27 protein-coding genes, 1 tRNA gene, 1 pseudogene and 1 riboswitch are annotated in these 25,536 nt (G+C 72.2%); of the genes and pseudogenes, 16 read left to right on the top strand and 13 right to left on the bottom strand.

The features are described from left to right. Nucleotides 1–33: 33 nt before the first annotated feature. Nucleotides 34–516, bottom strand: a complete 483-nt coding sequence (locus AB5970_RS03160; RefSeq protein ID WP_370502442.1) for an acyltransferase — start codon at nucleotides 514–516, stop codon at nucleotides 34–36. Between the two features lie 246 nt (nucleotides 517–762). Between AB5970_RS03160 and AB5970_RS03165 the strand changes: the two genes are divergently transcribed. Together AB5970_RS03165 and AB5970_RS03170 are read left to right on the top strand one after the other, a co-directional pair. After that, complete coding sequence (locus tag AB5970_RS03165; protein ID WP_370502443.1) at nucleotides 763–2,088, top strand: UDP-glucose dehydrogenase family protein; 1,326 nt, start codon at nucleotides 763–765, stop codon at nucleotides 2,086–2,088. A 2-nt stretch (nucleotides 2,089–2,090) separates the two neighbouring features. Continuing rightward, nucleotides 2,091–2,579, top strand: a complete 489-nt coding sequence (locus tag AB5970_RS03170; RefSeq protein WP_370502444.1) for a CAP domain-containing protein — start codon at nucleotides 2,091–2,093, stop codon at nucleotides 2,577–2,579. On the opposite strand, the gene AB5970_RS03175 is transcribed toward AB5970_RS03170, so the two are convergent. After that, entirely contained in the window at nucleotides 2,580–3,005 is a 426-nt protein-coding gene (locus AB5970_RS03175) for a VanZ family protein (RefSeq protein WP_370502445.1), read from the bottom strand. It lies immediately after the preceding gene. Then, complete coding sequence (locus AB5970_RS03180; protein WP_370502446.1) at nucleotides 3,002–3,421, bottom strand: VanZ family protein; 420 nt, start codon at nucleotides 3,419–3,421, stop codon at nucleotides 3,002–3,004. Before AB5970_RS03180 ends, AB5970_RS03175 begins: the two co-directional genes overlap by 4 nt. 66 nt (nucleotides 3,422–3,487) lie before the next feature. On the opposite strand from AB5970_RS03180, the gene AB5970_RS03185 reads away from it, so the two are divergent. The 4 genes from AB5970_RS03185 to AB5970_RS03200 all read left to right on the top strand — a co-directional run bounded on the left by AB5970_RS03185 (nucleotide 3,488) and on the right by AB5970_RS03200 (nucleotide 7,954). Beyond that, complete coding sequence (locus tag AB5970_RS03185; protein WP_370502447.1) at nucleotides 3,488–3,910, top strand: MarR family winged helix-turn-helix transcriptional regulator; 423 nt, start codon at nucleotides 3,488–3,490, stop codon at nucleotides 3,908–3,910. Further along, nucleotides 3,907–5,238 (top strand): MFS transporter, encoded by a 1,332-nt coding sequence (locus tag AB5970_RS03190; protein WP_370502448.1) that lies wholly within the window; start codon nucleotides 3,907–3,909, stop codon nucleotides 5,236–5,238. Before AB5970_RS03185 ends, AB5970_RS03190 begins: the two co-directional genes overlap by 4 nt. An 81-nt stretch (nucleotides 5,239–5,319) precedes the next feature. Next, the gene (locus AB5970_RS03195) at nucleotides 5,320–7,149 is read left to right on the top strand and encodes a DUF4012 domain-containing protein (RefSeq protein ID WP_370502449.1); all 1,830 of its coding nucleotides are present in this window, start codon (nucleotides 5,320–5,322) and stop codon (nucleotides 7,147–7,149) included. 103 nt (nucleotides 7,150–7,252) lie between these two features. Next, on the top strand, nucleotides 7,253–7,954 hold the full coding sequence (locus tag AB5970_RS03200; protein WP_370502450.1) for a peptidase: 702 nt from the start codon (nucleotides 7,253–7,255) through the stop codon (nucleotides 7,952–7,954). Between the two features lie 61 nt (nucleotides 7,955–8,015). Here AB5970_RS03200 and serC read toward each other — a convergent pair whose 3' ends face one another. After that, nucleotides 8,016–9,149 carry a phosphoserine transaminase gene (serC, locus tag AB5970_RS03205; protein WP_370502451.1) on the bottom strand — a complete coding sequence of 378 codons (1,134 nt, stop codon included), beginning with the start codon at nucleotides 9,147–9,149 and terminating at the stop codon, nucleotides 8,016–8,018. A gap of 125 nt (nucleotides 9,150–9,274) precedes the next feature. Between serC and AB5970_RS03210 the strand changes: the two genes are divergently transcribed. From AB5970_RS03210 to AB5970_RS03225, 4 genes are all read left to right on the top strand, one after another. Next, nucleotides 9,275–9,979, top strand: a complete 705-nt coding sequence (locus AB5970_RS03210; RefSeq protein ID WP_370502452.1) for a metal-dependent transcriptional regulator — start codon at nucleotides 9,275–9,277, stop codon at nucleotides 9,977–9,979. 303 nt (nucleotides 9,980–10,282) lie between these two features. After that, nucleotides 10,283–10,448, top strand: a riboswitch (cyclic di-AMP (ydaO/yuaA leader). Nucleotides 10,449–10,450: 2 nt separating this feature from the next. Beyond that, a complete protein-coding gene (locus AB5970_RS03215) occupies nucleotides 10,451–11,230 on the top strand; it encodes a C40 family peptidase (RefSeq protein ID WP_370502453.1) in 780 nt (259 codons plus the stop codon). A gap of 312 nt (nucleotides 11,231–11,542) precedes the next feature. Then, nucleotides 11,543–12,004 (top strand): HNH endonuclease, encoded by a 462-nt coding sequence (locus AB5970_RS03220; RefSeq protein ID WP_370502534.1) that lies wholly within the window; start codon nucleotides 11,543–11,545, stop codon nucleotides 12,002–12,004. Between the two features lie 138 nt (nucleotides 12,005–12,142). Then, the gene (locus AB5970_RS03225) at nucleotides 12,143–13,084 is read left to right on the top strand and encodes a universal stress protein (protein ID WP_370502454.1); all 942 of its coding nucleotides are present in this window, start codon (nucleotides 12,143–12,145) and stop codon (nucleotides 13,082–13,084) included. On the opposite strand, the gene AB5970_RS03230 is transcribed toward AB5970_RS03225, so the two are convergent. After that, nucleotides 13,081–13,554 carry an Lrp/AsnC family transcriptional regulator gene (locus AB5970_RS03230; RefSeq protein ID WP_370502455.1) on the bottom strand — a complete coding sequence of 158 codons (474 nt, stop codon included), beginning with the start codon at nucleotides 13,552–13,554 and terminating at the stop codon, nucleotides 13,081–13,083. The two genes, AB5970_RS03225 and AB5970_RS03230, sit on opposite strands and share 4 nt — an antisense overlap. 188 nt (nucleotides 13,555–13,742) lie before the next feature. Here AB5970_RS03230 and AB5970_RS03235 point away from each other — a divergent pair, with 188 nt between their 5' ends. After that, complete coding sequence (locus AB5970_RS03235) at nucleotides 13,743–14,873, top strand: CAP domain-containing protein (protein WP_370502456.1); 1,131 nt, start codon at nucleotides 13,743–13,745, stop codon at nucleotides 14,871–14,873. A 247-nt stretch (nucleotides 14,874–15,120) separates the two neighbouring features. Here AB5970_RS03235 and rocD read toward each other — a convergent pair whose 3' ends face one another. The 3 genes from rocD to AB5970_RS03250 form a co-directional block, all read right to left on the bottom strand. Beyond that, complete coding sequence (gene rocD, locus AB5970_RS03240) at nucleotides 15,121–16,326, bottom strand: ornithine--oxo-acid transaminase (protein WP_370502457.1); 1,206 nt, start codon at nucleotides 16,324–16,326, stop codon at nucleotides 15,121–15,123. A gap of 2 nt (nucleotides 16,327–16,328) precedes the next feature. After that, nucleotides 16,329–17,174: a dimethylargininase gene (gene ddaH / locus AB5970_RS03245; RefSeq protein ID WP_370502458.1), complete on the bottom strand. Its 846-nt coding sequence runs from the start codon at nucleotides 17,172–17,174 to the stop codon at nucleotides 16,329–16,331. A gap of 108 nt (nucleotides 17,175–17,282) precedes the next feature. After that, the gene (locus AB5970_RS03250; RefSeq protein WP_370502459.1) at nucleotides 17,283–17,747 is read right to left on the bottom strand and encodes an SRPBCC family protein; all 465 of its coding nucleotides are present in this window, start codon (nucleotides 17,745–17,747) and stop codon (nucleotides 17,283–17,285) included. A gap of 46 nt (nucleotides 17,748–17,793) precedes the next feature. Here AB5970_RS03250 and AB5970_RS03255 point away from each other — a divergent pair, with 46 nt between their 5' ends. Then, entirely contained in the window at nucleotides 17,794–18,780 is a 987-nt protein-coding gene (locus AB5970_RS03255) for an aldo/keto reductase (RefSeq protein ID WP_370502460.1), read from the top strand. Nucleotides 18,781–18,786: 6 nt separating this feature from the next. Here the strand turns inward: AB5970_RS03255 and AB5970_RS03260 are convergent, their stop codons facing one another. Beyond that, entirely contained in the window at nucleotides 18,787–19,557 is a 771-nt protein-coding gene (locus tag AB5970_RS03260) for a hypothetical protein (RefSeq protein WP_370502461.1), read from the bottom strand. 3 nt (nucleotides 19,558–19,560) lie between these two features. Beyond that, nucleotides 19,561–20,019, bottom strand: coding sequence for an OsmC family protein (locus AB5970_RS03265; RefSeq protein WP_370502462.1), 459 nt, complete (start codon nucleotides 20,017–20,019; stop codon nucleotides 19,561–19,563). Nucleotides 20,020–20,103: 84 nt separating this feature from the next. On the opposite strand from AB5970_RS03265, the gene AB5970_RS03270 reads away from it, so the two are divergent. The 3 genes from AB5970_RS03270 to AB5970_RS03280 all read left to right on the top strand — a co-directional run bounded on the left by AB5970_RS03270 (nucleotide 20,104) and on the right by AB5970_RS03280 (nucleotide 22,467). Then, a complete protein-coding gene (locus AB5970_RS03270) occupies nucleotides 20,104–21,429 on the top strand; it encodes an MFS transporter (RefSeq protein ID WP_370502463.1) in 1,326 nt (441 codons plus the stop codon). 26 nt (nucleotides 21,430–21,455) lie between these two features. Further along, nucleotides 21,456–21,528: transfer RNA gene (locus AB5970_RS03275), tRNA-Arg, on the top strand. A gap of 279 nt (nucleotides 21,529–21,807) precedes the next feature. Further along, a complete protein-coding gene (locus AB5970_RS03280) occupies nucleotides 21,808–22,467 on the top strand; it encodes a hypothetical protein (RefSeq protein ID WP_370502464.1) in 660 nt (219 codons plus the stop codon). Between the two features lie 46 nt (nucleotides 22,468–22,513). Here AB5970_RS03280 and AB5970_RS03285 read toward each other — a convergent pair whose 3' ends face one another. The 3 genes and pseudogenes from AB5970_RS03285 to mobF all read right to left on the bottom strand — a co-directional run bounded on the left by AB5970_RS03285 (nucleotide 22,514) and on the right by mobF (nucleotide 24,662). Next, a complete protein-coding gene (locus AB5970_RS03285; protein ID WP_370502465.1) occupies nucleotides 22,514–23,074 on the bottom strand; it encodes a tyrosine-type recombinase/integrase in 561 nt (186 codons plus the stop codon). 188 nt (nucleotides 23,075–23,262) lie between these two features. Beyond that, nucleotides 23,263–23,625 (bottom strand): annotated as a pseudogene (locus AB5970_RS19130) (phage integrase central domain-containing protein); the annotation flags it as partial. Nucleotides 23,626–23,768: 143 nt separating this feature from the next. After that, nucleotides 23,769–24,662: a MobF family relaxase gene (gene mobF, locus AB5970_RS03295; protein ID WP_370502467.1), complete on the bottom strand. Its 894-nt coding sequence runs from the start codon at nucleotides 24,660–24,662 to the stop codon at nucleotides 23,769–23,771. Nucleotides 24,663–25,010: 348 nt separating this feature from the next. Between mobF and AB5970_RS03300 the strand changes: the two genes are divergently transcribed. Next, entirely contained in the window at nucleotides 25,011–25,298 is a 288-nt protein-coding gene (locus AB5970_RS03300; protein WP_370502468.1) for a hypothetical protein, read from the top strand. Nucleotides 25,299–25,536: the final 238 nt, after the last annotated feature.

Here is a 25,536-nt window from a genome sequence, read left to right on the forward strand (position 1 = left end):
ATCAGCTGGTACCGCGAGTCTGTTGGGCGAGCGTCAGGGCAGTCGGCGAAGTAATCGGGCCGGTACTCCGGCGTAGAGCGAGTTGGGTTCGCAGTCCTTGGTTACCACCGCTCCGGCAGCTATTACGCAACCCTCGCCGATCGTAACGCCGGGCAAGATTGTGACTCGGCTGCCAATCCATGCGCCGTCACGCACGTAGATCGGAGCAAGGCTGCCAGCGCCGGCCCTGCAAGCGGCATCGGACATGCTATGTGAACTTGTGATGAAGAGTGTGTCGATCCCGATGCCGACACGACTTCCGATGACCACGGGGGCACGGTTGTCGAAGATGCATCTGGTGTTGATTGTGGACCTGCTCCCTAAGGTCAGCTTGTTGGTCCGCAGCACGACACCTGCCTCGATCCGACATCTTGCAGGGACGTCAACGCCGGCCAATCGATAAATGATCGTCCGCAGACGGAAAGGGATTAGCGGTGAGCCGGCCACAGCGTTCACGATGGAAATCGCCAGGTTCATGCATCAAGTCTGCCATGCGACTCTGAAACCGCAGCGCGGCCACTGCGGAACGCATCCTGCGTTTCTGTGGACTCGCTCCCGTACCGGCGCCCTTCGCCGATCCGGCAAGGCAGGGACGCGGGCTTCTCGCGGTGAGGGCGGACGACTCCTCGCATCAGAGGCGCTCAACGGATGTGCGGCGAGTCTCGCCGCGTGGGCTGCCCGGTAAGGTCAGGCAATTCCTTCGAACTCTGTGGAGCGAAACCCGTGCGTCTCTCAGTCATCGGCTGCGGCTACCTCGGTGCCGTCCACGCCGCGAGCATGGCCCAGCTCGGCCACGACGTCATCGGCATCGACGTCGACACCAAGAAGATCGACGCCCTGCGTGAGGGTCGCGCGCCGTTCTACGAGCCCGGCCTGCCCGAGCTGCTGACGGAGGCGGGGGCCACGGGCCGGCTGTCGTTCAGCACGGACATGGCGGACGCCGCGGGGGCCGAGGTCCACTTCATCTGCGTGGGTACGCCGCAGGTGCACGGGGAGTTCCGCGCGGACCTGACGTACGTGAACTCGGCGGTCGAGGCGCTGCGGCCGCACCTGCGTCCCGGTGACGTGGTCGCCGGCAAGTCGACAGTGCCGGTCGGCACGGCGGAGGCCATCGCGGAGTCGCTGCAGGGCACGGGCGCGATCCTCGTCTGGAACCCGGAGTTCCTGCGCGAGGGGTTCGCGGTGAAGGACACGCTGCACCCCGACCGGTTGGTCTACGGGCTTCCGACGGACGACGACGGCGAGCCGACGCCCGAGGGCGCCAAGGCCAAGGACGTCCTCGACGAGGTCTACGCGACGCCCCTGAGCGAGCACACGCCCCTGGTCACCACGGACTACGCCACCGCGCAGCTGGTCAAGGTGGCGGCCAACTCGTTCCTGGCCACCAAGATCTCGTTCATCAACGCGATGGCCGAGCTGTGCGAGGCGACCGGCGCGGACGTCACGCGGCTGGCGGACGCGATCGGGTACGACGCGCGGATCGGTCGGCGGTTCCTCAACGCCGGGCTCGGGTTCGGCGGCGGGTGCCTGCCCAAGGACATCCGGGCGTTCATGGCGCGGGCCGGCGAGCTCGGGGTCAGCGACGCACTGTCGTTCCTGCGCGAGGTGGACTCCATCAACATGCGGCGGCGCGTGCGCATGGTCGACCTGGCGCGCGAGGTGTGCGACGGGTCCATCGTCGGCAAGCGCGTGGCGGTGCTCGGTGCCGCGTTCAAGCCGGACTCCGACGACGTGCGTGACTCGCCCGCGCTCTCGGTGGCCGCGCAGATGCAGCTGCAGGGTGCGCACGTCACCGTGACCGACCCGCAGGCCGTGGCCAACGCCGCCGCCAAGTGGCCCGACCTGCACTTCGCGGCGACCGCCCTCGAGGCCGCGAAGGACGCCGACGTCGTGCTCCTGTCCACCGAGTGGGCCGAGTACCGCGAGATCGACCCCGACGACCTGGCGCGGGTGGTCGCGCACAAGCGGATCCTCGACGGCCGCAACGTGCTCGAGCCCGCGGTGTGGCGTGCGGCGGGCTGGACCTATCGCGCGCTGGGCCGTCCCTGACCGTGGCCCGCAGGGGGGCGCTCGGCTGGGGGCTCGTCGTCGCCGGCGTCGTGCTGGCCGTGGTCGCCGTGCTGCTGCTCACGCGACCGGACGGAGGCCTCCAGCCGTGGTCGTCCGACGGTGCCGACCCGCAGGAGTACGCGGCGCAGCTGGTGACCGAGACCAACGCCGCGCGCAAGGACGAGGGGCTGCCGGCGCTCACGGTCTCGTCGTGCGCGGCCGGTGAGGCGGACCAGCGGGCGAAGGCCCTGGTGGGTCAGCAGCTGGAGCACGCGTCGCTGACGCCCGTGCTCGAGGCGTGCCCGCCGTCGACCGTGGCGGCGGAGAACCTGTCCCGGGCCGCCGCCACGCCGCACGACGTCGCCGACGCCTGGCTGGCCTCGGCCGGCCACCGCGCCAACCTGCTCGACCCCGCCCTCGACCAGGTGGGCATCGGGTGCCTGCTCGACGACGGCGAGATGCTCTGCTCGCAGGTGTTCCTGGGCCCGTAGTCAGGCGGCGGTCACGGGCTCGCGCGAGCGCGTGCGGGCACGGACGGCCAGCAGGACGGCGACGCCCACGGCGGTGCCCAGCGTGTTGGCGACGAGGTCGCGCACGTCGGCCACGCGGTCGGGGAGGAAGAGCAGCTGCGCCAGCTCGATGGCCGCCGAGGTGGCGAGCCCGAGCGCGACCACCGCCCACGGCCGCAGCCGGGTGAGCAGCCCGACCAGCACGCCGAACGGCACGAACAGCACGATGTTGGCCACGAACTCGGTGACGCTGTAGGTGAGGCCGACCCCGTGGGATCCGAGCCAGGCGAGCACGGTGCGGACCAGGTCGAAGCCGTCGTCGGGCCCCAGCTGGGGCCAGAGCGTCACGCGCGCGAGCCCGACCAGGTAGACGACGAACACCGCGACGGTCACCCGGCGGCGGGTCATGCGGGCTCCGGCCGCCGGACCAGCAGCGACAGGCCCACGCCGATCGCCGCGCCGAGGGAGTTGCCCAGCACGTCGCGGGCCGACGAGCGCCGGTACGGCAGCCCGATCGCCTGCACGGTCTCGATGCCGATCGACAGGGCCACCAGCGCCACCAGCACCAGCCACCACCGTCGGCGGGGCACCAGCAGCGCGCCCAGCAGCCCGAGCGGGACGAAGAGCGCGATGTTCGCGGCGAACTCGGCGGCGTGCACGTTGAGGATCTCGGGCAGCCCGATCTGGTGGAGGTGGTCCAGGCCGCGCGAGATCGGGGCGTCGAAGGCGTCCTGAAGGTGCCACGGGTTGAGCACGAGCAGCCCGGCCACCAGGAGCACGGCGACGAGCAGCCCGACCACCACCCGCCGCTGCCGCTCGCTCATGCGCACAGGGTACGGCCGGCCGCTGCCGACTTTCATTACGTAAGGTAATGAGTTAGGCTAACGATCATGCCCTCTTCCCGTGAGCTCGCCGGCGACCTGCGCATCGCCGTCGGTCGGGCGTCCCGCCGCATCCGGGCGGAGCGGGGCGAGGCCGGCCTGACGGACCCGCAGTTCACCGTGCTGGCGTGGCTGACCAAGGAGGGTCCGCTGACCCCCGGCCAGCTGGCCGAGCGCGAACGGATCCAGCCGCCGTCCATGACCCGCACGGTCAACGGCCTGCTCGAGCTGGGTCTGGTCGCCAAGACGGAGCACCCGACCGACGGCCGGCAGGTCGTCGTCAGCCTCACGGACGCGGGCGTCGCGGAGGTCAGGGAGACCCGCCGACGCCGCGACGCCTGGCTGGCCGGCCGCCTGGCCACCCTGACCTCCGACGAGCGCACGCTGCTCGCCGACGCCGCCGAGCTCCTGCGGAGGATCGCCGCTTCATGAGTCCCACGTTCTCGTCGCTGAAGTTCCGGAACTACCGGCTGTGGTTCGCCGGGGCGCTCGTGGCGAACGTCGGCACCTGGATGCAGCGCGTCGCCCAGGACTGGCTGGTGCTCACGCAGCTCACCGACGAGTCGGGCGTCGCCGTCGGGGTCACCACGGCCCTGCAGTTCGCGCCCGTGCTGCTGCTCTCGCCGTACGCCGGGCTGCTGGCCGACCGGGTGGACCGCCGCAAGCTGCTGATGGCCACGCAGGTGGGCCAGGGCGTGCTCGCCGGCGGGCTCGGGATCCTCGTCCTGTCCGGGCACGCGGTGCTCTGGCAGGTGTACCTGTTCGCGCTGGCCCTCGGCTGCGTCACCGCGATCGACGGCCCGGTGCGCCAGACGTTCGTCGCGGAGCTGGTGCCCGCCGCCAAGCTGTCCAACGCGGTCGGCCTGAACAGCGCGAGCTTCAACGCCGCGCGCCTCATCGGCCCCGGCGTGGCCGGCCTGCTCATCGCGGCCGTGGGCACCGGCTGGGTCTTCGTCATCAACGCGGTCACGTTCGGCGCGACGATCTTCTCCCTGACCCGCATGCGCACCTCCGAGCTGAGCCCGATGCCCACCGCCACGCGCGCCAAGGGCCAGCTGCGCGAGGGCATCGCCTACGTCCGCGGGCGCAGCGACATCCTCGTGATCATGGTCGTGGTCGGCGTGGTCTCCACGTTCGGCCTCAACTTCCAGCTGACCAGCGCGATGATGGCGCGCACCGAGTTCGGCCGGGGCGCGGGGGAGTACGGGATCCTCGGGTCGGTGCTGGCCATCGGCTCGCTGACCGGCGCCCTGCTGGCCGCCCGCCGCGAGCGGCCCCGCGTGCGGCTGGTGATCGGGGCGGCGTTCGGGTTCGGCATCGCCACCGGGGTCATGGCGCTGATGCCCACGTACCTCTCGTTCGCGATCGCGTGCATCCCCGTCGGGCTGGCGTCGCTGACCATGATGACGGCAGCCAACGCGACCATCCAGATGAGCACCGACCCCGCCGTGCGCGGCCGCGTGATGGCCCTCTACATGATGGTGTTCCTGGGCGCGACGCCCATCGGCTCGCCCATCGTCGGCTGGATCGGCCAGACCTACGGCCCCCGCTGGGCCATCGGCATCGGATCCATCTCCGCGCTGCTGGTCGCCACCGGCGCCGCCCTGTGGGCCTGGAGGAAGTGGGACGTCACCGTCCGCTACCACGTGCGCACCCGGCCTCACCTCGAGGTGGTCTTCCCACCCCTGCCGGACCGCCGCGCGGAGACGGCCGCCCGGCTGGGCGCGCAGGAGGCGGCGGACCGCCAGACGGCGGCCTGAGCGGGCCGACCGGGTGGATGCGCGGGTGAATAGCGCTCCTGCTCGTGTCGCCCGGGATGTCCGAGATGTCACGATCGGTGGGTGAGTGCCACCGTCGACGAGCCGCGCGCGCCTGAGGCGACCGCGCCCGGCGAGCAGCCCGTCGACGAGCCTCCCCGCGCGCGCCGGCTGACCGCCCGCCGCGTCGCGTTCGGCGTCCTGGCGCTGCTCGTCCTGCTGGTGCTGGCCGCGGGGTGGCTGGCGTTCCGCGGCTACCAGGCCGGCACGGCGCTGCTCTCGGCCAAGGACGTCGTGCTCGACCTGCGCGGCGAGGTCGGGGGCGGTGACACCCAGCAGATCGAGGCGCGCCTGCCGGAGGTCCAGGCCAGCCTGGACCGCGCGCGCCGGGCCAGCTCGGACCCGGTCTGGCGGCTGGCCGAGCACGTGCCCTGGGTCGGCGCGCAGCTGCACGCGGTGCGGGTGGTCTCGGTGTCGCTCGACGACGTGGTGCGCGACGCGCTGCCGGCGGTCGGGCGGATCGACGCCGTGCTGCACGCGCAGGAGGCGCCGGGCACCGACGGGCGCATCGACCTGGCCCCCCTGGTCGACGCCGCGCCGGACATCGCCGCCGCGGCCGCCAGCGCCCACACCGCGCAGGCCGCGGTCGCCGCGATCGACACCGGGGCGCTGGTCCCGCAGCTGGCCGGTCCGGTCACGCAGCTGCAGGACGGCATGGCCCAGGTCACCGGAGCGCTCGACGCGGGTGCGCAGGTGGCGGCGCTGCTGCCCCCGATGCTCGGCGTCGACGGCCCCCGCACCTACCTGCTGGTCTCGCTCAACTCCTCCGAGCTGCGCAGCGCCGGCGGCATCGTCGGTGCGTTCGCGGTGCTCAAGGCCGACGACGGCACCATCGACCTCACCGAGCAGCGCACCACGACCGACCTGCCGGGCATCGAGACCTCGATCCTGCCGCTGACGGACCCGGAGCTGCGCTTCGACACCGACCGCCTGGGCCGCTGGGTGCAGGACGCCGTGATGACCCCCGACTTCCCCCGCAGCGCCCAGCTGCTCACGGCGCGCTGGGAGCGGGACATCGGCACGCACGTCGACGGGGTCATCGCCACCGACCCGGTCGCGGTCTCCTACCTGCTCGCGGCCACGGGCGCGGTCACGGAGCCGGGCGGCCTGCAGATCGACGCGGCCAACGTGCTCCAGGTGCTGCTCCGCGACGCCTACCTCACCTACGGCGACGACGCCGCCGCCGGCGACTCCTTCTATACCGGCGTGGCGGCCACGATCTTCCGCGCGGTCGGCGGGGGACAGGGCGACTCGCACGCGGTGGTCGACGCGCTCGCCCGGGCGGGGGCCGAGGGGCGGCTGCGGATGTGGTCGGCGCACCCTGAGGAGCAGAAGCGGCTCGCAGCGACGAGCGTGGGCGCGGCGTTCCTCACCGGCCCGTTCCCCGACGTCACCGGCGTGTTCCTCAACGACGGCACGGCCGGCAAGCTCGACTACTACCTGAGCACCGCGCTGACGGTCGAGGACCTGCGCTGCGACGGCCCGCACCCGAGCGCGACCGTCCGGCTCGACCTCGACTACCAGCCCCCCGCGGACGTCACGACCTTCCCGCGCTACGTCACGGGCTGGAGCTTCACGTCGCTGCCCACGGGCTGGCTGGCGACGAACATCACCGTGTACGCGCCGGTGGGCGCGCCGCTCGAGGCGTTGCGGCTGGACGACGGCTACGTCTCGGGCGGCACCGGGCTGGCAGCCGGCCGCAACGTCCAGGTGGTGACGTCCTGGCTCGAGCCCGGGGCGCACCAGACCTACCGGTTCGACGTCCCCGTGCGCGACGGCCGGGTCGACGTCTGGACCACGCCCACCCTGACCAGCCCCGGGCAGGTCGTCGCGTCGTGCCCCACGCACGGGTGAATCGTCGAATAGTCCTAAATCACCCGTTATGCCCATGTGTAGACGGGCGTGCGCAGGCCAGAATGGGGACCGAAATGTCCGGTTAGCCGACAGGGGCGCCATCATGGTCAGGCTCGTACGGGGCGCGGTCGTCGCGTTCCTCGCAGTCCTCGTCGCCGTCGTCGGCGCGCTGCCGTCCACCGCGGCGGTCAGCCCGTCCCCCTCGCCGTCAGCGAGCGCCGGTCCCGTGTACGGGTGCATCGACAAGGTCGACGCCTACGGCGCTCCGCGCGTCTGCCAGCTCCAGGTGCAGATCCTCACGCCGATCTGCGACAACGAGGTGCCGAAGCTCAAGTACGCGGTCGAGGCGATCGGTTCGCCCAACACCACCGTGACGGTTACCTTCATCAACCCGACCGGCCCGGACGTCGTCTACGCCGACCTGCCGCTGACCGGCACGGTGAACTGGCCGGGCGCGGTGGTCGGTCCGGACGGCCGGGGCATCGACTGGCCCGGCTGGACCAAGCTGGCCGACGGCACGTGGGTCCAGGGCGACGAGTTCGACTGGGTGCGGCCCAACGTGCAGGTGCTCTTCCAGGTGAACCCCGAGGCCACGGTCACGGTCGCCTACCCGCCGTCGAGCCCGGTGTGCAACACCAACCCGCCCGACACCGAGGTGCTCGCCGACAACCCGACGGCCGCGGTGCTGTCCGCCACGGGCTCCGAGACGCAGCCGCTGCTGCTGGCCGGCGGGGCGCTCGTCCTGATCGGCGCGCTCACCGTCGCGCTCGTCTCGATCGCCCGGCGTCGCCGCCCGACCGCCTGACCCGCCAGGGCCCACGAACGCCCGCCTCCCGCGCTGACCGCGGGAGGCGGGCCTTCGTCCGTCAGGAGAGCTGGTCGACCACGTGGTCGATGCACGCCGTGAGCGCGAGGACGTCCTGGGGTTCCACGGCGGGGTACATCGCGACGCGCAGCTGGTTGCGGCCGAGCTTGCGGTAGGGCTCGACGTCGACCACGCCGTGGGCACGCAGCACGCGCGCGACCGTGGGGGCCTCGATCTCGGGGTCCAGGTCGATCGTGCCGACGACGCTCGAGCGCAGCGCGGGGTCGGCGACGAAGGGCGTGGCCCAGTCGCGCGAGTCCGCCCAGCCGTACAGGTGCCCGGCGGACGTGGCGGTGCGCTGCGCGGCCCAGGCCAGCCCGCCGTTGCCGAGGATCCAGTCGAGCTGCTCGGCCAGCAGCACCAGGGTCGCGATGGCCGGGGTGTTGAGCGTCTGGTCGAGCCGCGAGTTGGTCAGCGCCGTGGTGAACGACAGGGACTCGGGCACCCAGCGTCCGCCTGCCTCGAGCCGCGCCGCGCGCTCGATCGCGGCGGGGGAGGCCGCGGCGAGCCACAGCCCGCCGTCCGAGGCGAACGACTTCTGCGGCGCGAAGTAGTAGACGTCGGTCTGGCCGACGTCGACAGGGAGCCCGCCCGCGCCCGAGGTGCCGTCGACCAGCACGAGCGCCCCCTGTTCGCGCGACCCGGCCACCCGGCGCACCGGCGCCACGACGCCGGTCGACGTCTCGTTGTGCGGCCACGCGTAGGTGTCGACGCCGTCGGCGAGCTCCGGCACCGCGACGCCGCCCGGGTCCGCGGCGGTGACGAGCGGCTCGCCGACGAACGGGGCGCGGGCCGCCGCCGACGCGAACTTGGCGCCGAACTCCCCGAAGGTGCCGAACGCCGCGCGGTCCTCGATCAGGCAGAGCGTGGCGACGTCCCAGAAGAATGTGGACCCGCCGTTGCCGAGCACGACCTCGTACCCGTCCGGCAGGTCGAAGAGGGCCGCGAGCCCCGCGCGGACCCGGCCGACGAGCGCCCGGACGGGAGCCTGGCGGTGGGACGTGCCCAGCAGCGCGGCGGACGGGCCGGCCAGCGCGTCCACCTGGGCGCGCCGGATCTTCGAGGGGCCGGAGCCGAACCGGCCGTCCGCGGGGAGCAGGTGTGCGGGGATCGAGATCTCGTGGGCGTCGGGCACGAGGCCGAGGATAAGCGGTCACGGGGACCCGCTGTCGGCTCGACCAACTAATCTGTGCACCAGCGCGGCAGACCCGCCCCTCGGTTGGGTGCCTCGCACGATGACGCGACGCGGGAGGCCATGCAGTGAGCGACCTGATCGACACCACGGAGATGTACCTCAAGACGGTCTACGAGCTCACCGAGGAAGGCATCACCCCCCTGCGCGCCCGGATCGCGGAGCGGCTCGGCCACTCGGGTCCCACGGTCTCGCAGACGGTGGCGCGCATGGAGCGCGACGGGCTCGTCGTCGTCACCGGCGACCGGCACCTCGAGCTGACCGACCTGGGCCACGACAAGGCCGTGCGCGTCATGCGCAAGCACCGGCTGGCCGAGCGGCTGCTCACGGACGTGATCGGCCTGGAGTGGCCGTACGTGCACGAGGAGGCCTGCCGCTGGGAGCACGTCATGAGCGAGCGCGTGGAGAAGCGTCTCGCGGCGCTGCTCGACCACCCGCACTTCGACCCCTACGGCAACCCGATCCCGGGGCTGGGGGAGATCGGCGAGGAGACCACGCGCGTGAGCTTCCTCGACGGCGTCACCTCGCTGTCGACGTACCGGGGCGTGGCGGGGTCCGACGGCGTCGAGCGGGCGGTCGTCGCGCGCATCGCGGAGCCGCTCCAGGTGGACGTCGAGCTGCTGTCGCGGCTGTCCGAGGCCGGCGTGCTGCCGCACCAGGAGATCGCGATCGAGCGGTCCAACGGAGTCGTGACGGTGTCCGCGCCGGGCTCGGAGACGGTGCTGGACCTGCCCGAGGACGTCGCGCGGCACATCTTCGTCGGCACCCGCTGACGCCCTCGGACGCTCTCTGGGAGCCCCCTGGGCGGCCCCTGGGAGAGGTTCGTCCGGATCGGCCGTGATCTTTCGTGCACCCCGTCCGGGTGACCTGTGCCCGCGCTCCCATGCCCGTGATCGGCGTCTTTGCAGGTCACGGTGACGGATCGGGCGCGTCGGCCGGACGGCCGTCCAACAAGAACGACTCGGTCCGTGATCGGAACGTGACAATCGCCGCGGGTGTCCTGTACGTTCGACCTGCTTCACCGGAACCCTCCTCCGGAGAAGCCCTCGAGCGGAACGCCTAACCCTGCCGCCGCCACGAGGTCCGCACTGACCGCCGGCAGGGGCGGGGGACCCAATTGCGGGCACCGGAAGTTCGGTGTCCTTGGGGTGAAGCCGGAGATCCGATCTCGATCGGGGACACGGCCGGGTGTTCTCCCACCCGAACCCGACAGCTGACCTCGTAGGCATCAGGAGAGGCAACGCGTGACCGTGAGCACTACTCGCGCCCGCCATCGTGCGGCGCGCCGTCCTTCGACGCCACTGACCGAGTTCGCTGCAGCCGCCTCGGACCAGATGGGAACCGTCGGGCGCCGTACTGCTGTCGTCGCCGCATCGTCGGGCCTCGTGGTCTCGATGCTCGGCTCGCCGGCCTCCGCCACCCCCGGGGGCGACGCCGGTGCACTGCCCGCCGTGGACACCGCTGCGCTGACGGCCTCGGCCCGCGCGGTGCTGAACACCGCCCCCGTCGTGACCGCTCCGGCGGACGCTGCGTGGACGATCGACGTCCCGGCCGTCACGGCCGAGACGCCGCCGCCCCCGCCGCCCGTCAAGGTCAAGGCCGCCGCCGCGTCGCGCAGCACCGTCCGCGCTGCCGCAGCCGCCTCGACCGCCGCCCCTGCGGCCACCAACGCCGCGGTCCCGCAGTCGGTCGCCGGCAACGCGGTGCTCGAGGTCGCGGCCCGCTACGTGGGCGTCCCGTACGTCTCCGGCGGGTCCACCCCGGCCGGGTTCGACTGCTCGGGCTTCGTGTCCTACGTCTACGCGCAGCTCGGCATCTCCCTGCCGCGCACGTCGGGTGGCATCAAGGCCGCCGGCACGGTCATCTCGCGGGCCGACGCCCAGCCGGGTGACCTCATCTGGAGCCCGGGTCACATCTCGATCTACGCGGGTGGCAACGACCAGATCGACTCGCCCCGCCCGGGCAAGACGATCCAGTTCCGCGCCATCTGGCAGAGCGCTCCCGTCTTCATCCGTATCGGCTGACCCCAGCCCTCACGGCACGCGAGGCCCCGACGACAGCGATGTCGTCGGGGCCTCGTCCCGTTGGCGGGCCACGCGCGCCGACGAGTATCTGCGTTGCCGCTGCCTGACCGACGCGTACTCTGGCCGTGCACCACGCTGTTGCTTCGCTTCGCCGGGCCGGCAGCCAGCCGGTCCGACCCCCGAGGTCGGGAGAACGCCGTGCTCGTGAATGTGTCGAAGCTGTCCACCGAGGCCGTCGGTGAGGCAGCCACCGAGGTCGGTCCGCCCGGGCTGATCGCGTCCGGAGCACGCACCCTGCTGCTCAACGCCAGCATGGAACCCCTGTGCATCGTGAGCCTGCGGCGTGCCGTGGTGCTCGTGATGACCGGCAAGGCGACCGTGCTGGAGACCGACGGCCGCCTGCTGCACTCGGAGCACGTGGCCGTCCCCCTGCCGGTCGTCCTGTGCCTGACGCGCTACGTGCACGTCCCGGTCCGCCGCCCCGTGCCGCCCACCCGTCGCACCGTGCTGCAGCGCGACAACCACCGGTGCGCCTACTGCGGAGGCGGGGCCGACACGGTCGACCACGTGCACCCGCGGTCGCGCGGCGGCCGGCACGAGTGGACCAACGTGGTCGCGGCCTGCGTGCGGTGCAACCACCGCAAGGCCGACCGGCTGCTGCACGAGATCGGCTGGGAGCTGACGTTCGTCCCGCGCGCGCCGCGCTGGTCGGTGGCGTTCGGCACCACCTCGGTCCGGGCCGAGCCCCTCTGGTCGCAGTACGTGGTGGCCTGACCCCGTCGTTCGTCGCCCGTTCGTCAAAGATCCGCCAACGTATGGCAACATTCCGGTACCTCGCGGGCGCAACGGTGCTCGCGGGGAGGACACTGGGACGAGTGCACGGCGGGCTCGTGACGAGCACGGAGGCTCCGGATGACGCGTGACGATGTGGTCCTCGTCGGGGTGGACGGATCGGCGGCGAGCCTGCACGCGCTCGACTGGGCGGCCGCGCAGGCCCGTGCCCACGGCTGGGGCGTCCGGCTGGTGTGCAGCTACTCGCTGCCGTCGTTCACGGCCGCGTCGCTGGACGGCGGGTACGCCGCGCTCGACGACACCGCGATCCAGGAGGGCGCCCGGGCCGTGCTGGCCGAGGCGACCGAGCGCGTCTCGTCGATGGGCGTGCCCGTGACCGCCAAGGTGCTGACCGGGGACGCGGCGGGCGTGCTGGTCGAGCTGTCGCACACCGTCCGCCTGGCCGTCGTCGGCACCCGCGGGCGCGGCGGGTTCGCGGACCGGCTGCTGGGCACCGTCTCGTCGGCCCTGCCGGCGCACGCGTACTGCCCGACGGTCGTCGTGCCGCTGCGCGAGGCGGGCCGGTCGCTGCCCGACGACGCCCCGATCCCCGCGCCGCGGCCCGTGAAGCGCATCGTGGTCGGCGTCGACGGGTCGCCGCAGGCCGAGCACGCCCTGCGCTATGCCATCGGCGAGGCCGAGGCCTGGGGCGCCGAGCTGACGGCGGTCGCCGGCGTGCCCGTGGGATCGATGACCGGGGTGCTGGCCTGGCTGCCGGCGGCCGTCGACCACGAGCAGGTGCTCAAGGACGTCACCGAGGGGCTGCACGTCGTCGTCGACCGCGCCCTGGCGGACCACCCGGGCGTCACCGTGCGCCGCATCGCGCTCGACGGCACCGGCGCCGAGCTGCTCACCGAGTTCTCCGTGGCCACCGACCTCATCGTCGTCGGCTCGCGCGGCCGCGGCGGCTTCAAGGGGCTGCTGCTCGGCTCGACCAGCCAGGCCGTGCTGCACCACTCCGACTGCCCGGTCATGGTGGTCACCAACCGGTGCGCCGCCGAGGAGGCGGCCGTCGCCGGCTAGCCCTCGGGGGCGGGCGGCACGTCCGGGCGCCGCACCAGCGCGGAGAGCACCACGGTCGAGCGCGTGCGGGCCACGAACGGCTCGGCCGCCAGCTTCTCGACGACGCGCTCCAGGTGCCGCATGTCCCGCGCGCGCACCTGCACCACCAGGTCGACGTCGCCCGTGACGGTGCTCGCGGCCACCACCTCGGGGTAGTGCTCGACGGCCGCGCGCATGGTGGCCGGGCTGGTGGAGCCGTTGCAGTACAGCTCGACGAACGCCTCCGTCTGCCAGCCCATGGCCGCCGGATCGAGCCGGACCGTGAACCCGCGGATCACGCCCCGCTCGCGCAGCCGGTCGACCCGGCGCTTCACGGCCGGCGCCGAGAGCGAGACCTGCTCTCCCACCTGCGCGAACGTCGCGCGAGCGTCCAGCGCGAGCACCCGCAGGATGGCGGTGTCGAGGGCGTCGAGCCCGGAGTCGTCGGTCACGCCCCCATCATCGCGTCCGCCCGCTCGATTGGTGATCTGTCCCGAGACATGGCACGGTGCACCCGTTGCGCCGAATGGGTGATTCAGCAAATGCGGCAACTTGCCTCAAGGCGGACGTCCTGGATGCCGAGATGACTGGGAGCCCCATCTTCGCGCCACACACGCAGGGGTCCCGTGAAGGAGGCGACGTGGTCAAGGACACGCAGAAGCGGCTCGACGTCGTGCCGAGCCAGCGTCCGTCGGTGATCAGTGCACCGACCCCGTCCGTCGTGGACGTGCCCCATCCCAAGGTCGCTCCTTCGCCCCTGGTCGACGCCGCAGACGCCCCTGCAGCCCGCTCCGCCGCCGTCCGCCGGCCCGTCTGGATCGGCCTCGCCGCCGGCATGGCGCTTGCCGTGGCCGCCGGTGGCGCCGTGTACGCCGCGGACCAGAAGGCGCAGGTGGCCCGCGAGAAGGCCCTCGACGCCCACGTCCGCGTCGACCGGGCCACGCTCGCCGCCGCCGGCGACGCCGCCGTCGAGCGGACCACCGACCAGATCGTGGCGCCCGCCGCCTACGCCGCCAGCCGTGCCGCGGCGACGGCGACCGCCCAGTCGACGGTCACGCACGCCAACGCCACCCTCGCGGCCGCGCCGAACGCAGGGGACGCACCCCGTGCGGCCCTGGCCGCCGCGACCGGCGCCGTCGGCACCGCCCTGACCGCCCCCGGTGTCAGCCTGGCGTCGCTGCGCTCCCTCGTCGCCGGCGTCGCCGCGCCCGAGAAGGCCGCCGTCGACGCCCAGGCCGCGTGGCAGGCCGCCGAGAACGCCCGCATCGCCGCCGAGCAGGCCGCAGCCGCCGCCCAGGCGCAGGCCGCCGCCGCCGCGCGCGCGTCGACCCCCTCGCGATCCACCACCCGCACGACCACCACGAAGCCGGCCACCACCGCTCCCGTGGCGCCGACGACGGGCGGCGTGCCCGCCGGCGGGCTCGTCTGCAAGGGGTCGGGCGGCTCCGGCGCCAGCGAGTCGAGCGTCTCGGCCATCGGGTCCGCGATCAACGCCTACCGGTCCTCGCTCGGCCTGCCGCAGCTGGGCGTCTCGCGCAGCGGCAGCCTGGTGGCGCACGCCATCAACATGGCCAACACCGGCGGGATCTGGCACTCGGGCGGCGACAACATCGTCGCCTGCGTGAGCAACGGGTCCGCGTCCGCGATGGTCTCCGCCTGGTCCCGCTCCCCGTCCCACGACGCGCAGATGCGCCGCACCGACGTGTCGAGCATGGCCGTGGGCGGCGCCGCCCTGAACGGCTGGCTCTTCGGCGCAGTGAAGTTCAGCTAGCCCCACCTCCACGTCCGAGCAGATGCAGCCCCTGGGCTCACTGTGCTCGGACGTTGCGCAGGGCCTTCTCCCGCTGGCGTCCGCGCATTCGGTCGTCCCGGCGCGTGAATCTGCGGACGCAGGGCAGTAGAGACGGCGACGTCCGCACATCCGGTCGCCGGGGCGCTCGGATGTGCGGACGTCGGTGCGCGGCAGGGGCGTCCGGGCGGCCCTGCCGGGGGGTGCTGGGCCGCTCGGACGTCCGGTCTCAGCGCAGGGCGTCCGTGAGCCGGTCGGTGGCCAGGTCCAGGTCCTCCGACGAGATCGTCAGCGGGGGAGCCAGCCGGATGGTGCTGCCGTGGGTGTCCTTGGCCAGCACGCCGCGCGCGAGCAGGCGCTCGCAGAGCTGGCGGCCGGTCAGCGGCGCGGTGACGTCGAGCCCCGCCCAGAGGCCCACGCGTCGCGACGAGGCGAGCAGCCCGGCGTCGACCAGCCCGTCCAGCCGGGCGCCCCACTCGAGGCCCAGCGTCGTGGCACGGGCCTGGAGCTCGCCGGTCTCGAGCAGGCCGATGACCGCGAGGCCGACGGCGCACGCCAGCGGGTTGCCGCCGAACGTCGAGCCGTGGGTGCCCGCCGTGAGGACGCCGAGCACGTCGGCCCGGCCGACCACGGCCGACACGGGGAGCACCCCGCCGCCGAGCGCCTTGCCCAGCGTGACCAGGTCGGGCCGGACGCCCCAGAGCTCGGACGCGAGCGTGGTGCCGGTGCGGCCGAGCCCGGACTGGATCTCGTCAGCGATGAAGAGCACGTCGTGCTCGGTGCACAGGGCGCGGACGGCCGGCAGGTACGAGTCCGGGGGGACGACGACGCCCTGCTCGCCCTGGATCGGCTCCAGGAGGACGGCCACGGTGGTCTCGTCGATGGCGTCGGCAAGAGCCTGCGCGTCGCCGTACGGGACCACGCGGAAGCCCGGCGTGTACGGGCCGAAGCCGCGGCGCGCGTCGGGGTCGGTGGAGAACGACACGATCGTCGTGGTGCGGCCGTGGAAGTTGCCGTCGGCCACGATGATCGTCGCGCGCTCGTCGGGGACGCCCTTGACGTCGTAGCCCCACTTGCGGGCGGCCTTGATCGCCGTCTCGACGGCCTCGGCGCCCGTGTTCATGGGCAGGACCATGGGCGGACCGGCGACCAGCGGGCCCACCAGCGCGGCCAGCCGGGCCGCGAACGGCTCGAGCAGCTCGTGGTCGAACGCCCGGGACGTGAGCGTGAGCTTGTCGATCTGCGCGTGCGCCGCGGCCGTGAGCACGGGGTGCCGGTGGCCGAAGTTCAGCGCCGAGTACCCGGACAACAGGTCGAGGTACCGGCGACCCTCGTCGTCGGTCACCCACGAGCCGTGCCCCTCGACCAGCGTGACGGGCAGCGGGTGGTAGTTCGGCGCCAGAACGGAAGCCGTGGCGACCTCCACAGCAGTCATGGTCATCGACCGGAGCCCGAGGCGGGGCGGATCTCGAGCGTGCAGCACTTGGCGCCGCCGCCGCCCTTGAGCAGCTCGCTGGTGTCCACCGGGATCGGGTTGTAGCCGCGCTCGGCGATCGCCGCGGCGAGGTCCACCGCGTCGGGCGCCACGACCACGTTGTAGCCGTCGGAGACGGCGTTGAGCCCGAGGGCGACCGCGTCGCGCTCGGTGGCCTCGACGGCGTCGGGGAACAGCTGCTGCAGGACCGCGCGCGAGCCGGCCGAGAACGCCGGCGGGTAGTAGGCGATCTGCGGGTCGGCCGGGTCGCTGGACAGCACGGCCAGCGCGGTGTCCAGGTGGTAGTAGTGCGGGCTGACCAGGTCGAGCGAGATGACCGGGCGGCCGAAGAGCTCCTGGAGCTCGGCGTGCGCGGCGCGGTCGGTGCGGAAGCCGGTGCCGGCCAGGACCAGGTCGCCGACGACGAGCAGGTCGCCCTCGCCCTCGTTGGTCTCGGCGGCCGTGTGCGTGACGTAGCCGCGGTCGGCGAACCACTTCTGGTACGCGGGGCCCTCGGGCTGGCGCTCGGCGTAGCGGAACTTGGCGGAGTAGACGACGCCGTCCAGCACGGTGGCGCCGTTGGCGGCGTAGACCATGTCGGGCAGGCCGGGGATCGGGTCGATCGTCTCGACGGTGTGGCCGAGGTCGAGGTACACGTCGCGCAGGGTGCGCCACTGACGGACCGCGAGGTCGGCGTCGGTGAACCGCGTCTTGTCCATCCACGGGTTGATCTCGTAGGACACCGTGTAGTGCGTGGGTTCGCACATCAGGTAGCGGCGATCGGTACGTCCGGGGGCGGTCGGGGTCATGAAGGCTCCTCGTGGCGTGTCGTTGCCCCAAGGCTACGAGTCGGTTCGGCCGGAGCCCGTCATCTCGGATTGCGCGCAGGGGCACGATCCGTTGCGCGTCAGAAGGGGCTAGCCGCGATCTGTTGCGCGAGCCTCCCGGAACGCTTTCAGCAGCGCGTACCGGACCATGCCCCCGAGGAACGGTTTGAGCAGTGCCTCGGTGAGTCGGCGGGGGAGCGGACCCGCCAGGTGCACGTTCTCGCTCCAGAACACCCGGCTCGATGACGGCCCGGCGGGCACCACGACGATGCTCGCGGTGCCCTTGAGCACCCGGCCGCCCTTGGTGAACGTGGCGACGCCGGGGTCCGCACCGGCGGGCGGGTCGTAGCGGTCGATGGTCATGACGTCCTTGAGGCCCGGGAAGCCGCGCTTCGCCAGGGGGCCGGAGACGGCCGTGACCGTCGAGCCGTCGACCGTGATCCGGGTCAGCGGGATCCACCGCTCGTGGTTGCGCAGGTCGGCCACCAGCTCCCACGCCGTCGTCGCGTCCACCGGGAAGGCCCTGACCACGGCGTCGATCGGGATGCTCGTCACCCGGCCATCGTCCGCGCGGGTAACGTCCCTGTCCATGGAGACGTCGATGGAGAGCAGGCAGCTGGGACGCACGGGTCGGTCCGTCGGGGTCGTGGGGCTGGGCTGCTGGCAGCTCGGCGCGGACTGGGGATCGGTCACCGAGGACGCCGCGCTGGAGGTGCTGACGGCCGCGGTCGACGCCGGCGTCACGTTCCTCGACACCGCGGACGTCTACGGCGACGGGCGCTCCGAGAAGCTCATCGGCACGTTCCTGGCGTCGCGCCCCGGGCACGGTCTGACGGTCGCGACGAAGATGGGCCGCCGCGCGGACCCGCACGTCGCCGACGCCTACACGCTCTCGTGGTTTAGGGCGTGGACCGACCGGTCGCGCGAGAACCTGGGCGTCGACACCCTCGACCTGGTGCAGCTGCACTGCCCGCCGTCGGAGGTCTACCGCCGGGAGTCCACGTACGACGCGCTGGACCTGCTGGTCGACGAGGGTCGCATCGCGTCCTACGGCGTGTCCGTCGAGACCGTCGACGAGGCCCTCGAGGCGATCATCCGGCCGCACGTGGCCACGGTGCAGATCATCCTCAACGTGTTCCGCCGCAAGCCGCTGGAGGAGGTGCTGCCCACGGCCGCGGCCCACGGCGTCGGCATCATCGCGCGCGTGCCCCTGGCGTCGGGCCTGCTGTCGGGCAAGTACGACGAGCACACGCAGTTCGCCGCCGACGACCACCGCTCCTACAACCGCGGCGGCGAGGCCTTCGACGTGGGCGAGACGTTCGCCGGGGTGCCGTTCGAGGTGGGCGTGGCTGCGGCCCGCGAGGTGGCCGCCCTGACGCCCGCCGGCTACACCACCGCGCAGCTGGCCCTGCGGTGGATCATCGACCAGCCCGGCGTCTCCGTGGTGATCCCCGGCGCGCGCTCGGCGGCGCAGGCGATCGGCAACGCGGCGGCGGCGTCGATGCCCCCGATCGACGAGGAGACGCTCGACGGGCTGCGCGGCATCTACGACGGGCGGATCCGCCAGCACGTGCACGGCCGCTGGTAGGTCTGGCTAGACGGACGGACCCTTCTGGTCCGGCACCGTCTTGCGCGACCCGAGGCCCTTGATCCGCCCCGGCAGCCGCTTCTGCTGCGCGGGCAGGATCATCGGCTTGTCGTCGGGACCCGCGACCTCGATGACCTTGGGGAACGCGAGCGGCGCCGGCCCGAAGGCCGTGCGCGCGCCCTCGATCACGTTCTTGCCCAGCGCCCGAGCGCCCGTGACGCCGATGACCAGGCCGATGCCGAACGGGATCATGCGGCCGAACGCGAGCCCGGTCTGCTTGGTCAGCTGGGTGCGCACCAGCCGGCGCGTCATGGTGGTGTTCACCTTGCGCACCGTGGCCATCGGCATGCGCGTGAGCAGCGTCCGCGCGACGCTGACCGTGGTGAGCTCGGCGCCGTCGGTGACGATCTTGCCGCCCGCGTCGCCCAGGATCGTGGTGAGCAGCAGGGCGCGGCGCCGGTCGGCGTCCTCGACCTCGATGCCGTGCACCGACGCGACCGCCAGCGCGAACGCCGCCGACGCCCCGAAGAACGTGGCCACGTCGCTGGCCGTGAGCACCAGCGCGACGCCCGTGCCGACCGCCGGTGCCGCCGCGGTCGCGCCGACCGCGCCGCCCGTGGCCTGCACGACGAGCAGGTACTCCTTCTCCAGCAGCCGGACCAGCTGCTCGGGCGACGCCTCGGGGTTCCGGCGGCGCAGCGACTCGACGTGCGCGTGGATCGTGCTCGACGGGATGGTGACGGCCTTCTCGAGGGCCGCTTCGACGAGGCGGGGCACGCGTCAGCGCTCCCCGGTGACCGTCAGCTGCACGGTGGCCCCGGCGTCGAGCGTGCGACCCACGGTGCAGTGCGAGTCGACCGCCCGGTGGATCATCGTGATGAGGCGCTCGCGGGCCTCGGGCTCCAGCGCGCTCAGGTCGACCACCATCTCCTCGGCGATCGCCGGGTAGCGGTCCTCCTCCGGGTCGCTCTCGCCCGACACCTTGATGGTGACGTCGACGTCGTCGCCCAGCCGGTGGCTCAGCTTGGCGTCCGCCGCGAGCCCGCTGCAGCTCGCCAGCGCGATCTTCAGCAGCTCGCCCGGGCTGAACACGTTCTCGACGCCGACGCTGCCGATCAGCACCTCGGCTCCGCGTGAGTTGCGGCCCGTGTAGAGGCGCTTGCCGGTGCGCTCGACCCACAGCTGGGTGTCGCCCGCATTCACGGTGATGTCGGGCGCTGGCTTCTGCTCCGTCGTCATCCCGCGATCCTGCCATGGGGGGCGGAGGGTCTCGCGTCGAGAAGGGTCCCAGCCCTGGTTCGTTGCCGCGGGGTACCGTGCCGCGTGCGAACGACGCGATCGGCAGGGTCTCCCCGGACCGCCGGCGTCGTGTTCACCGCGGCCGTCGTCGTGTACTTCACGGCCGTCGTGCACCGCACGGCTCTCGGGGTGGCGGGCGTCGACGCCATCGACCGGTTCGGGCTGTCGGCCACCATGCTGGCGCTCTTCTCGGTGGTCCAGCTCACCGCGTACGCCGGCATGCAGATCCCCGCGGGGCAGCTGCTCGACCGGTTCGGCGCCCGGTCCGTGCTGGTCACCGGCTCGCTGGTGATGGCCACGGGGCAGCTGTTGCTGGCGCTCTCCGACCACGTCGGCCTGGCCCTTGTGGCGCGCGTCCTCATCGGTGCCGGCGACGCCCCGATCTTCATCGGCGCGTGCCGACTGGTGGCCGAGTGGTTCCCGCCGCGCCGCGTGCCGGTGATGGTGCAGACCACGGGCCTGATCGGTCAGGCCGGGCAGCTTGCGTCCGCTATCCCGGTGGCCTGGCTGCTGCACACCCGCGGCTGGACGGTCGCGTTCGCGACGCTGGCGGGGCTCGGGGTGGTGGCGGCGTCCGTCGCGTTCGTCGGCATCCGCTCCGCCGCGGCGTCGTCGTCCCACACGCCTGAGCGCTTCCTGTCCGCGGTCCGATCGGCCGCGCGCCCGCACGGCACACGGCTGGGCTTCTGGGCCCACTTCCTGTGCCCGTTCTCCGCCAACGTGATGGCGCTGCTGTGGGGTGTGCCGTTCTTCGTCACCGCCCAGCACCGCACGCCCGGCGAGGCGAGCCTCCTGCTCATCGTCCTCACGCTGTCCGCCATGGTCACGGGGCCGTTGGCCGGGCAGTTCACCGCCCGTCACCCCCTGCGCCGCAGCTGGGCGGTGCTCGCGACGGCCGGCGCCACGTTCGTTGCGTGGTCGGTCCTGCTGGCCTTCGACACCCCGCGGCCGCTGTGGCAGCTGGTCCTGTTCGTCGTCGTTCTCGGCGCCGGGGCGCCCATCTCGCTGGTCGGCGTGGACTTCGCCCGGACCTTTACGCCCCGCGAGCGGCTCGGGGCGGCGACGGGTTTCGTGAACATGGGCGGGTTCACCTCGACGATCCTGGGCGTGCTCGCCGTCGGCTTGGTGCTCCAGCTGGTCTCGCCTCCCGGGGCGGACACCTACACGCTGGACGCGTACCGCATCGCGTTCGCGGTGCTGCTGGTGCCGTGGCTCGTCGGCGTCGTCGGGGTGCTGTACCACCGGCGCCACACCCGCTCCGACCTGGCCGCCGCGGGTGTGCATGTGCGACCCGTCCGGGACGTGCTCCGGTCGCGACGGTCTTCGGACGTTCGTCCGCGTGTTCGGTAGGCTCTGCGGCGTTCCCCGTGGATCGCGCGCCTGTAGCTCAGGGGATAGAGCACCGCTCTCCTAAAGCGGGTGTCGGCAGTTCGAATCTGCCCAGGCGCACAGTGTGTTGTTGCAGGTCAGAGACTTGGTGGTCGCAGTTGGTGAGTCCGCTGCGGGGCTGGCAGGGGCCTTGTGGTCAGCATGTGGTCAGCAAGATGCGCTGATGGCGTCGACCCTTGGTGCCCTCAGTCGGCGGGCTGCGAGCCCTGCTGGCGGAAACGCGTTCGCCGAGGCGGGAATGCGTTGGGTCCAACGCACGTTGAGGTGTGAGATGGGCGGGACCAGCTCGCCCGTGACGTCTGCGGCTCGAGCTGCGGACAGGACTCCTAGGAGGAGACCGTGCCACTTCCAACCTTCGTTCCGCCCGCCGCCGCCCGTCTGGCGGACAAGGCCACACTCAGCCGCACACAGGCTGCCGCCATGCTCGGTATCGCACCGGGCACGTTCGACAAGCTCGTCCGTGCCCACCTCATCGCGTTGCCCGTGCGGGCGTCTGCGGTGGCCGAGCTCGCGGCCCGGCCACCCCTGCGCGTGCAATCCGGTGCGCTCACAGTGCTGCGCACGGACGCGATCAACGCATCGGACCCCCACCGGTACCCCGGCGACGATCGTCCGTACATCGGCTTCGGTACGGCGATGACGGACGAGGAGGTCGCTGCTGCAAGCTTGAGGTGGTGGCGCTCCGACCCCGAGATCGTCGTTGACAACCAGTTGTTCGCGGTCGCGCTGGCCACCATCCCGGTTGCCGTGTTCGAAGTCACCGAGACTCTGGACTGCATAACTCGTCCAGACGAAGCGTCGCGGGGCATCCGTCGTTACTCGTACGGCGGTCGTCTTCTCGCCAGGATTCACGAGGGTGGACTGGAGCCTGTTGTTGAGCGGGCGTTGCCGAAGGATCTTCGCGATCGCGCCGCCCAGATCATGGCGTCGCGCATCCTGAACTCGGACGCTGCAGCCGGTGGTCCGATCGCCTACCTGAATCCCGTACCGGAGGCGTAGGGCCAGGCGTCGGCCCGACGACCGCGTCGGGCCGACGCCTTGGCCGCTATCTGGTATCTCCGCGTTCGTCGGATGCCTCCGCAGGCTTGGGCGCGGGCGCGACCCTCGGAAGCTCGGGGAACATCGGCATTCGCTCCATCGCGACCCACGGCGCCTCCGAGAAGAGGTGTCCGTAGAGGTCCATCGTCATCGTGGCGGTCGCGTGACCGAGGTTCATCTGAACCGCCTTCACGTCGGCGCCGGCGGCGATGAGCAGCGACGCGGCGGTGTGGCGGAGGTCGTGGATCGTCGTGCCGGCCAGGCCGACTGTCTGTGTCGTCTCCGTCCAACGGGAGCGGACCCGGAAGTTGGTGTTGGTCCAGATCGTGCCCGTGGGGCTCGGGAACAGGTACGAGCCCGACGGGGCGCTGTCGATTCGGTCTCGGACGTAGGTCTCGAGCGTCGGCGGGACCGGCACGCTGCGGTCTGGTGCGTCTTCGTTGGGCCGAAGACCGCTCCGCTGGTCTTCTTCGACTGCGGGGCGGCGCGGTGGATGCGGACGCCGAGGCCGTGCGGCGTCTGGACGACGTCGTCGACCCGCAGGGCGCACATCTCCGAGAATCGGCACCCGGCTAGGCCGAGGAAGAGCACGACTGGCCGGCAGTTCGGTGGCATGGCGTCGGCGAGCTTGCCCAGCTGCTCGGCGCGCAGCCAGTGCGGCTCGCGCTTGGTCGTGCCCTTGGGGAGCGGGATCGAGCGGGCGACGTTGACCGAGATCCGCCGGTCACGGACGGCGTAGTCGAGCACCAGCCGGATGACGGACAGGACCCGGCGCCGGGTGGCCGTCGCCAGCCCGCGGACCGTCATCGATGTGAGGACCCGCTCGACGTCGGTCGCGGAGATCACGGCGATCGGCAAGCGCCCGAGCAGAGGGATGACGTAGGAGTCGAGCAGGAACCGCGTCGTCTCCTGGCTGCGGACCGCGAGGTGCTGTCGCGACGCCTGCCACTCCTCGGCGAGCGCCCCGAACGACACTCGACCGCGCGTCGGGTCGAGCCAGGTGCCGCTCTGGAGCTTGACCAGCTGGTCGGCCTCCCAGCGCTTGGCGTCGGTCTTCCGCTGGAAGGACTTCTCGGCGATGACCCGGTGCTCGAAGAAGACCTTCGCGCGCCAGGTCACCGTGCCCGAAGCAGTTTTCGCCGAGTGACGGACATCAGCGTCGGCGCGGCTGCGCGGGCTCCCGATCGACCCACGAGGCCGGGATGAGGATGACGGTGCCGAGCCGGCGGCAGGGGATCTGCTCGGTGGCCGGGTCTCGCGGGTCAGATGCTGCCGCGCCCGGGTCGTCTCCGTGCGTGACGGTGCTCGCCCGCGGCGCTCCGTGAACTCCTCCGCCCAGCGCTGCTCGGCGCAGTGGATCTGCTCCGAGCGGGCGGAGGACTCGGCCAACAGATCCTCGCGACACCGTGCAGCTCGAACGCGAGGTTGCGGCGCTCCCCACGATCACGCAACGACCACGACGCGCCGATCCGCCGCGAGACCTCATCGGCGAGAAGGGCGTCGTAGAGCTCCGAGACGGTCACGACCGCGGCATGCAGGGTGCGGCCGTCCACGGAGCGCCACGCGCCGTCGGGTCCCTGGACCTTGTTCGCGACGACGACGTGGGTGTGCAGGTTTGGGTCACCGGCGCGGGAGTCCCAGTGGTCGAACGCGGCCGCGATCATGCCGCGCGTCTTGACCTGCCGGCAGCCGGCCGCGCCGACCCTCGTCCGAATCACTGAGCGCTCCACGAACTGCAGGGTCGAGGCCAGCGCGGCGCCGTGGGTGTCGTAGAGAGCGGTCCGCGTCTGGTCGTCGGCCAGCCCCCACAGGATCGAGACCGACTTCGGCGCCGTGAAGGTCAGGTCGTAGCCGGCGACGGTGTGCCGGCCCTCGCCGAGCACGACTTGCTTGTAGGGCGTGCCCAGCGGCTCGAAGGTGATCGGGTCGCGCCCGTCGCGGAAGACCGCCGTCATCGCAGTCTCGGACACGGCTGCGCCGACCCTGAGCCGCCCGTCGCCGAGAGCGGTCGGGCCACCGCCCATCCAGCGTCCCTGCGGGTTGCCGGTCTGCTCGTAGTACGCGGTGAGCGAGTCGCCTGCGGACAGCCCCGCGTCACCTGCCGCGACGTGCCTCGTCAGATACGCATACCCGTCACCGACGGTCAGCTTGTGCATCGACAGCACCGCGAGCACCTCCCGTGGGAGCAGCTCGGGCGAGTGCTCCTACAAGTAGTTGCGCGGAAATGTGCGTAACACGCGTGGTTGATTCCACGAGGGCGCAATCAGTGCCGCCGGTGCGACGAGTACGGGCTCTGAACCCTCCTCGCACCGACTACCGCGGAACGAGCCACGGGGGCTGCGTGTGCCGCGGCGGGCACCCATGACGCCCGCGTCCGCGAACGTCCGGCCTGCCGTGTATCGCGCATCCGCTGTCCTGGCGGGTGCGTCACTGCCGGGGGAGGCGTCACTAGGATCGCGTCGTCGAATCACCTCTCACCGGCGCGTCACCGTCATGACGGCGAAATGACTGAACCCGAGTTCGACCTGATCGAGCATCGCCAGGCGAATCTTCGCTACCTGCTCAACGAGTGGGATCCCATTGGCGTTGCCGATCTCGTCTCTGATGAGTACGACTGCCTCCTGCCACCACTGTGGGTGCGCCTGTCGCGGGGAGCCTCGCGGGCTGAGGTCAGCGAGTTCCTCTGGCACGAGCTCGAAGATCACTTCGGCCTAGACCCTGTGGGGTGCCAGGTGGACGAGCTCGCTAATCGTCTCGTGGCCTGGGCCGCCGGCTGGGCGGGCGGCGACTAGGTCGAGACGGCCGGCCTCTCGTCCTCGAAGGAGGCTGCGCGCTCTTGCCGCGGCCCGCGCCCGGAACTGCGGCAACCAGGCAGGCTGTCGCGCCCAATCGAGATGGGGTGGGTCGAGTCAGTTACCGCGGCGTCCATCGGCGATTCCATTCCGGCGAAGAGTCCGAATCTCGCCTGCACGGCATCGCACGCGTTGTCGGAGAGAGCCAGGGCTGAATGCATGAAATAGGCCCTCATCG

The organism is Cellulomonas sp. ICMP 17802, assembly GCF_041295535.1.
Classification (GTDB): domain Bacteria; phylum Actinomycetota; class Actinomycetes; order Actinomycetales; family Cellulomonadaceae; genus Cellulomonas.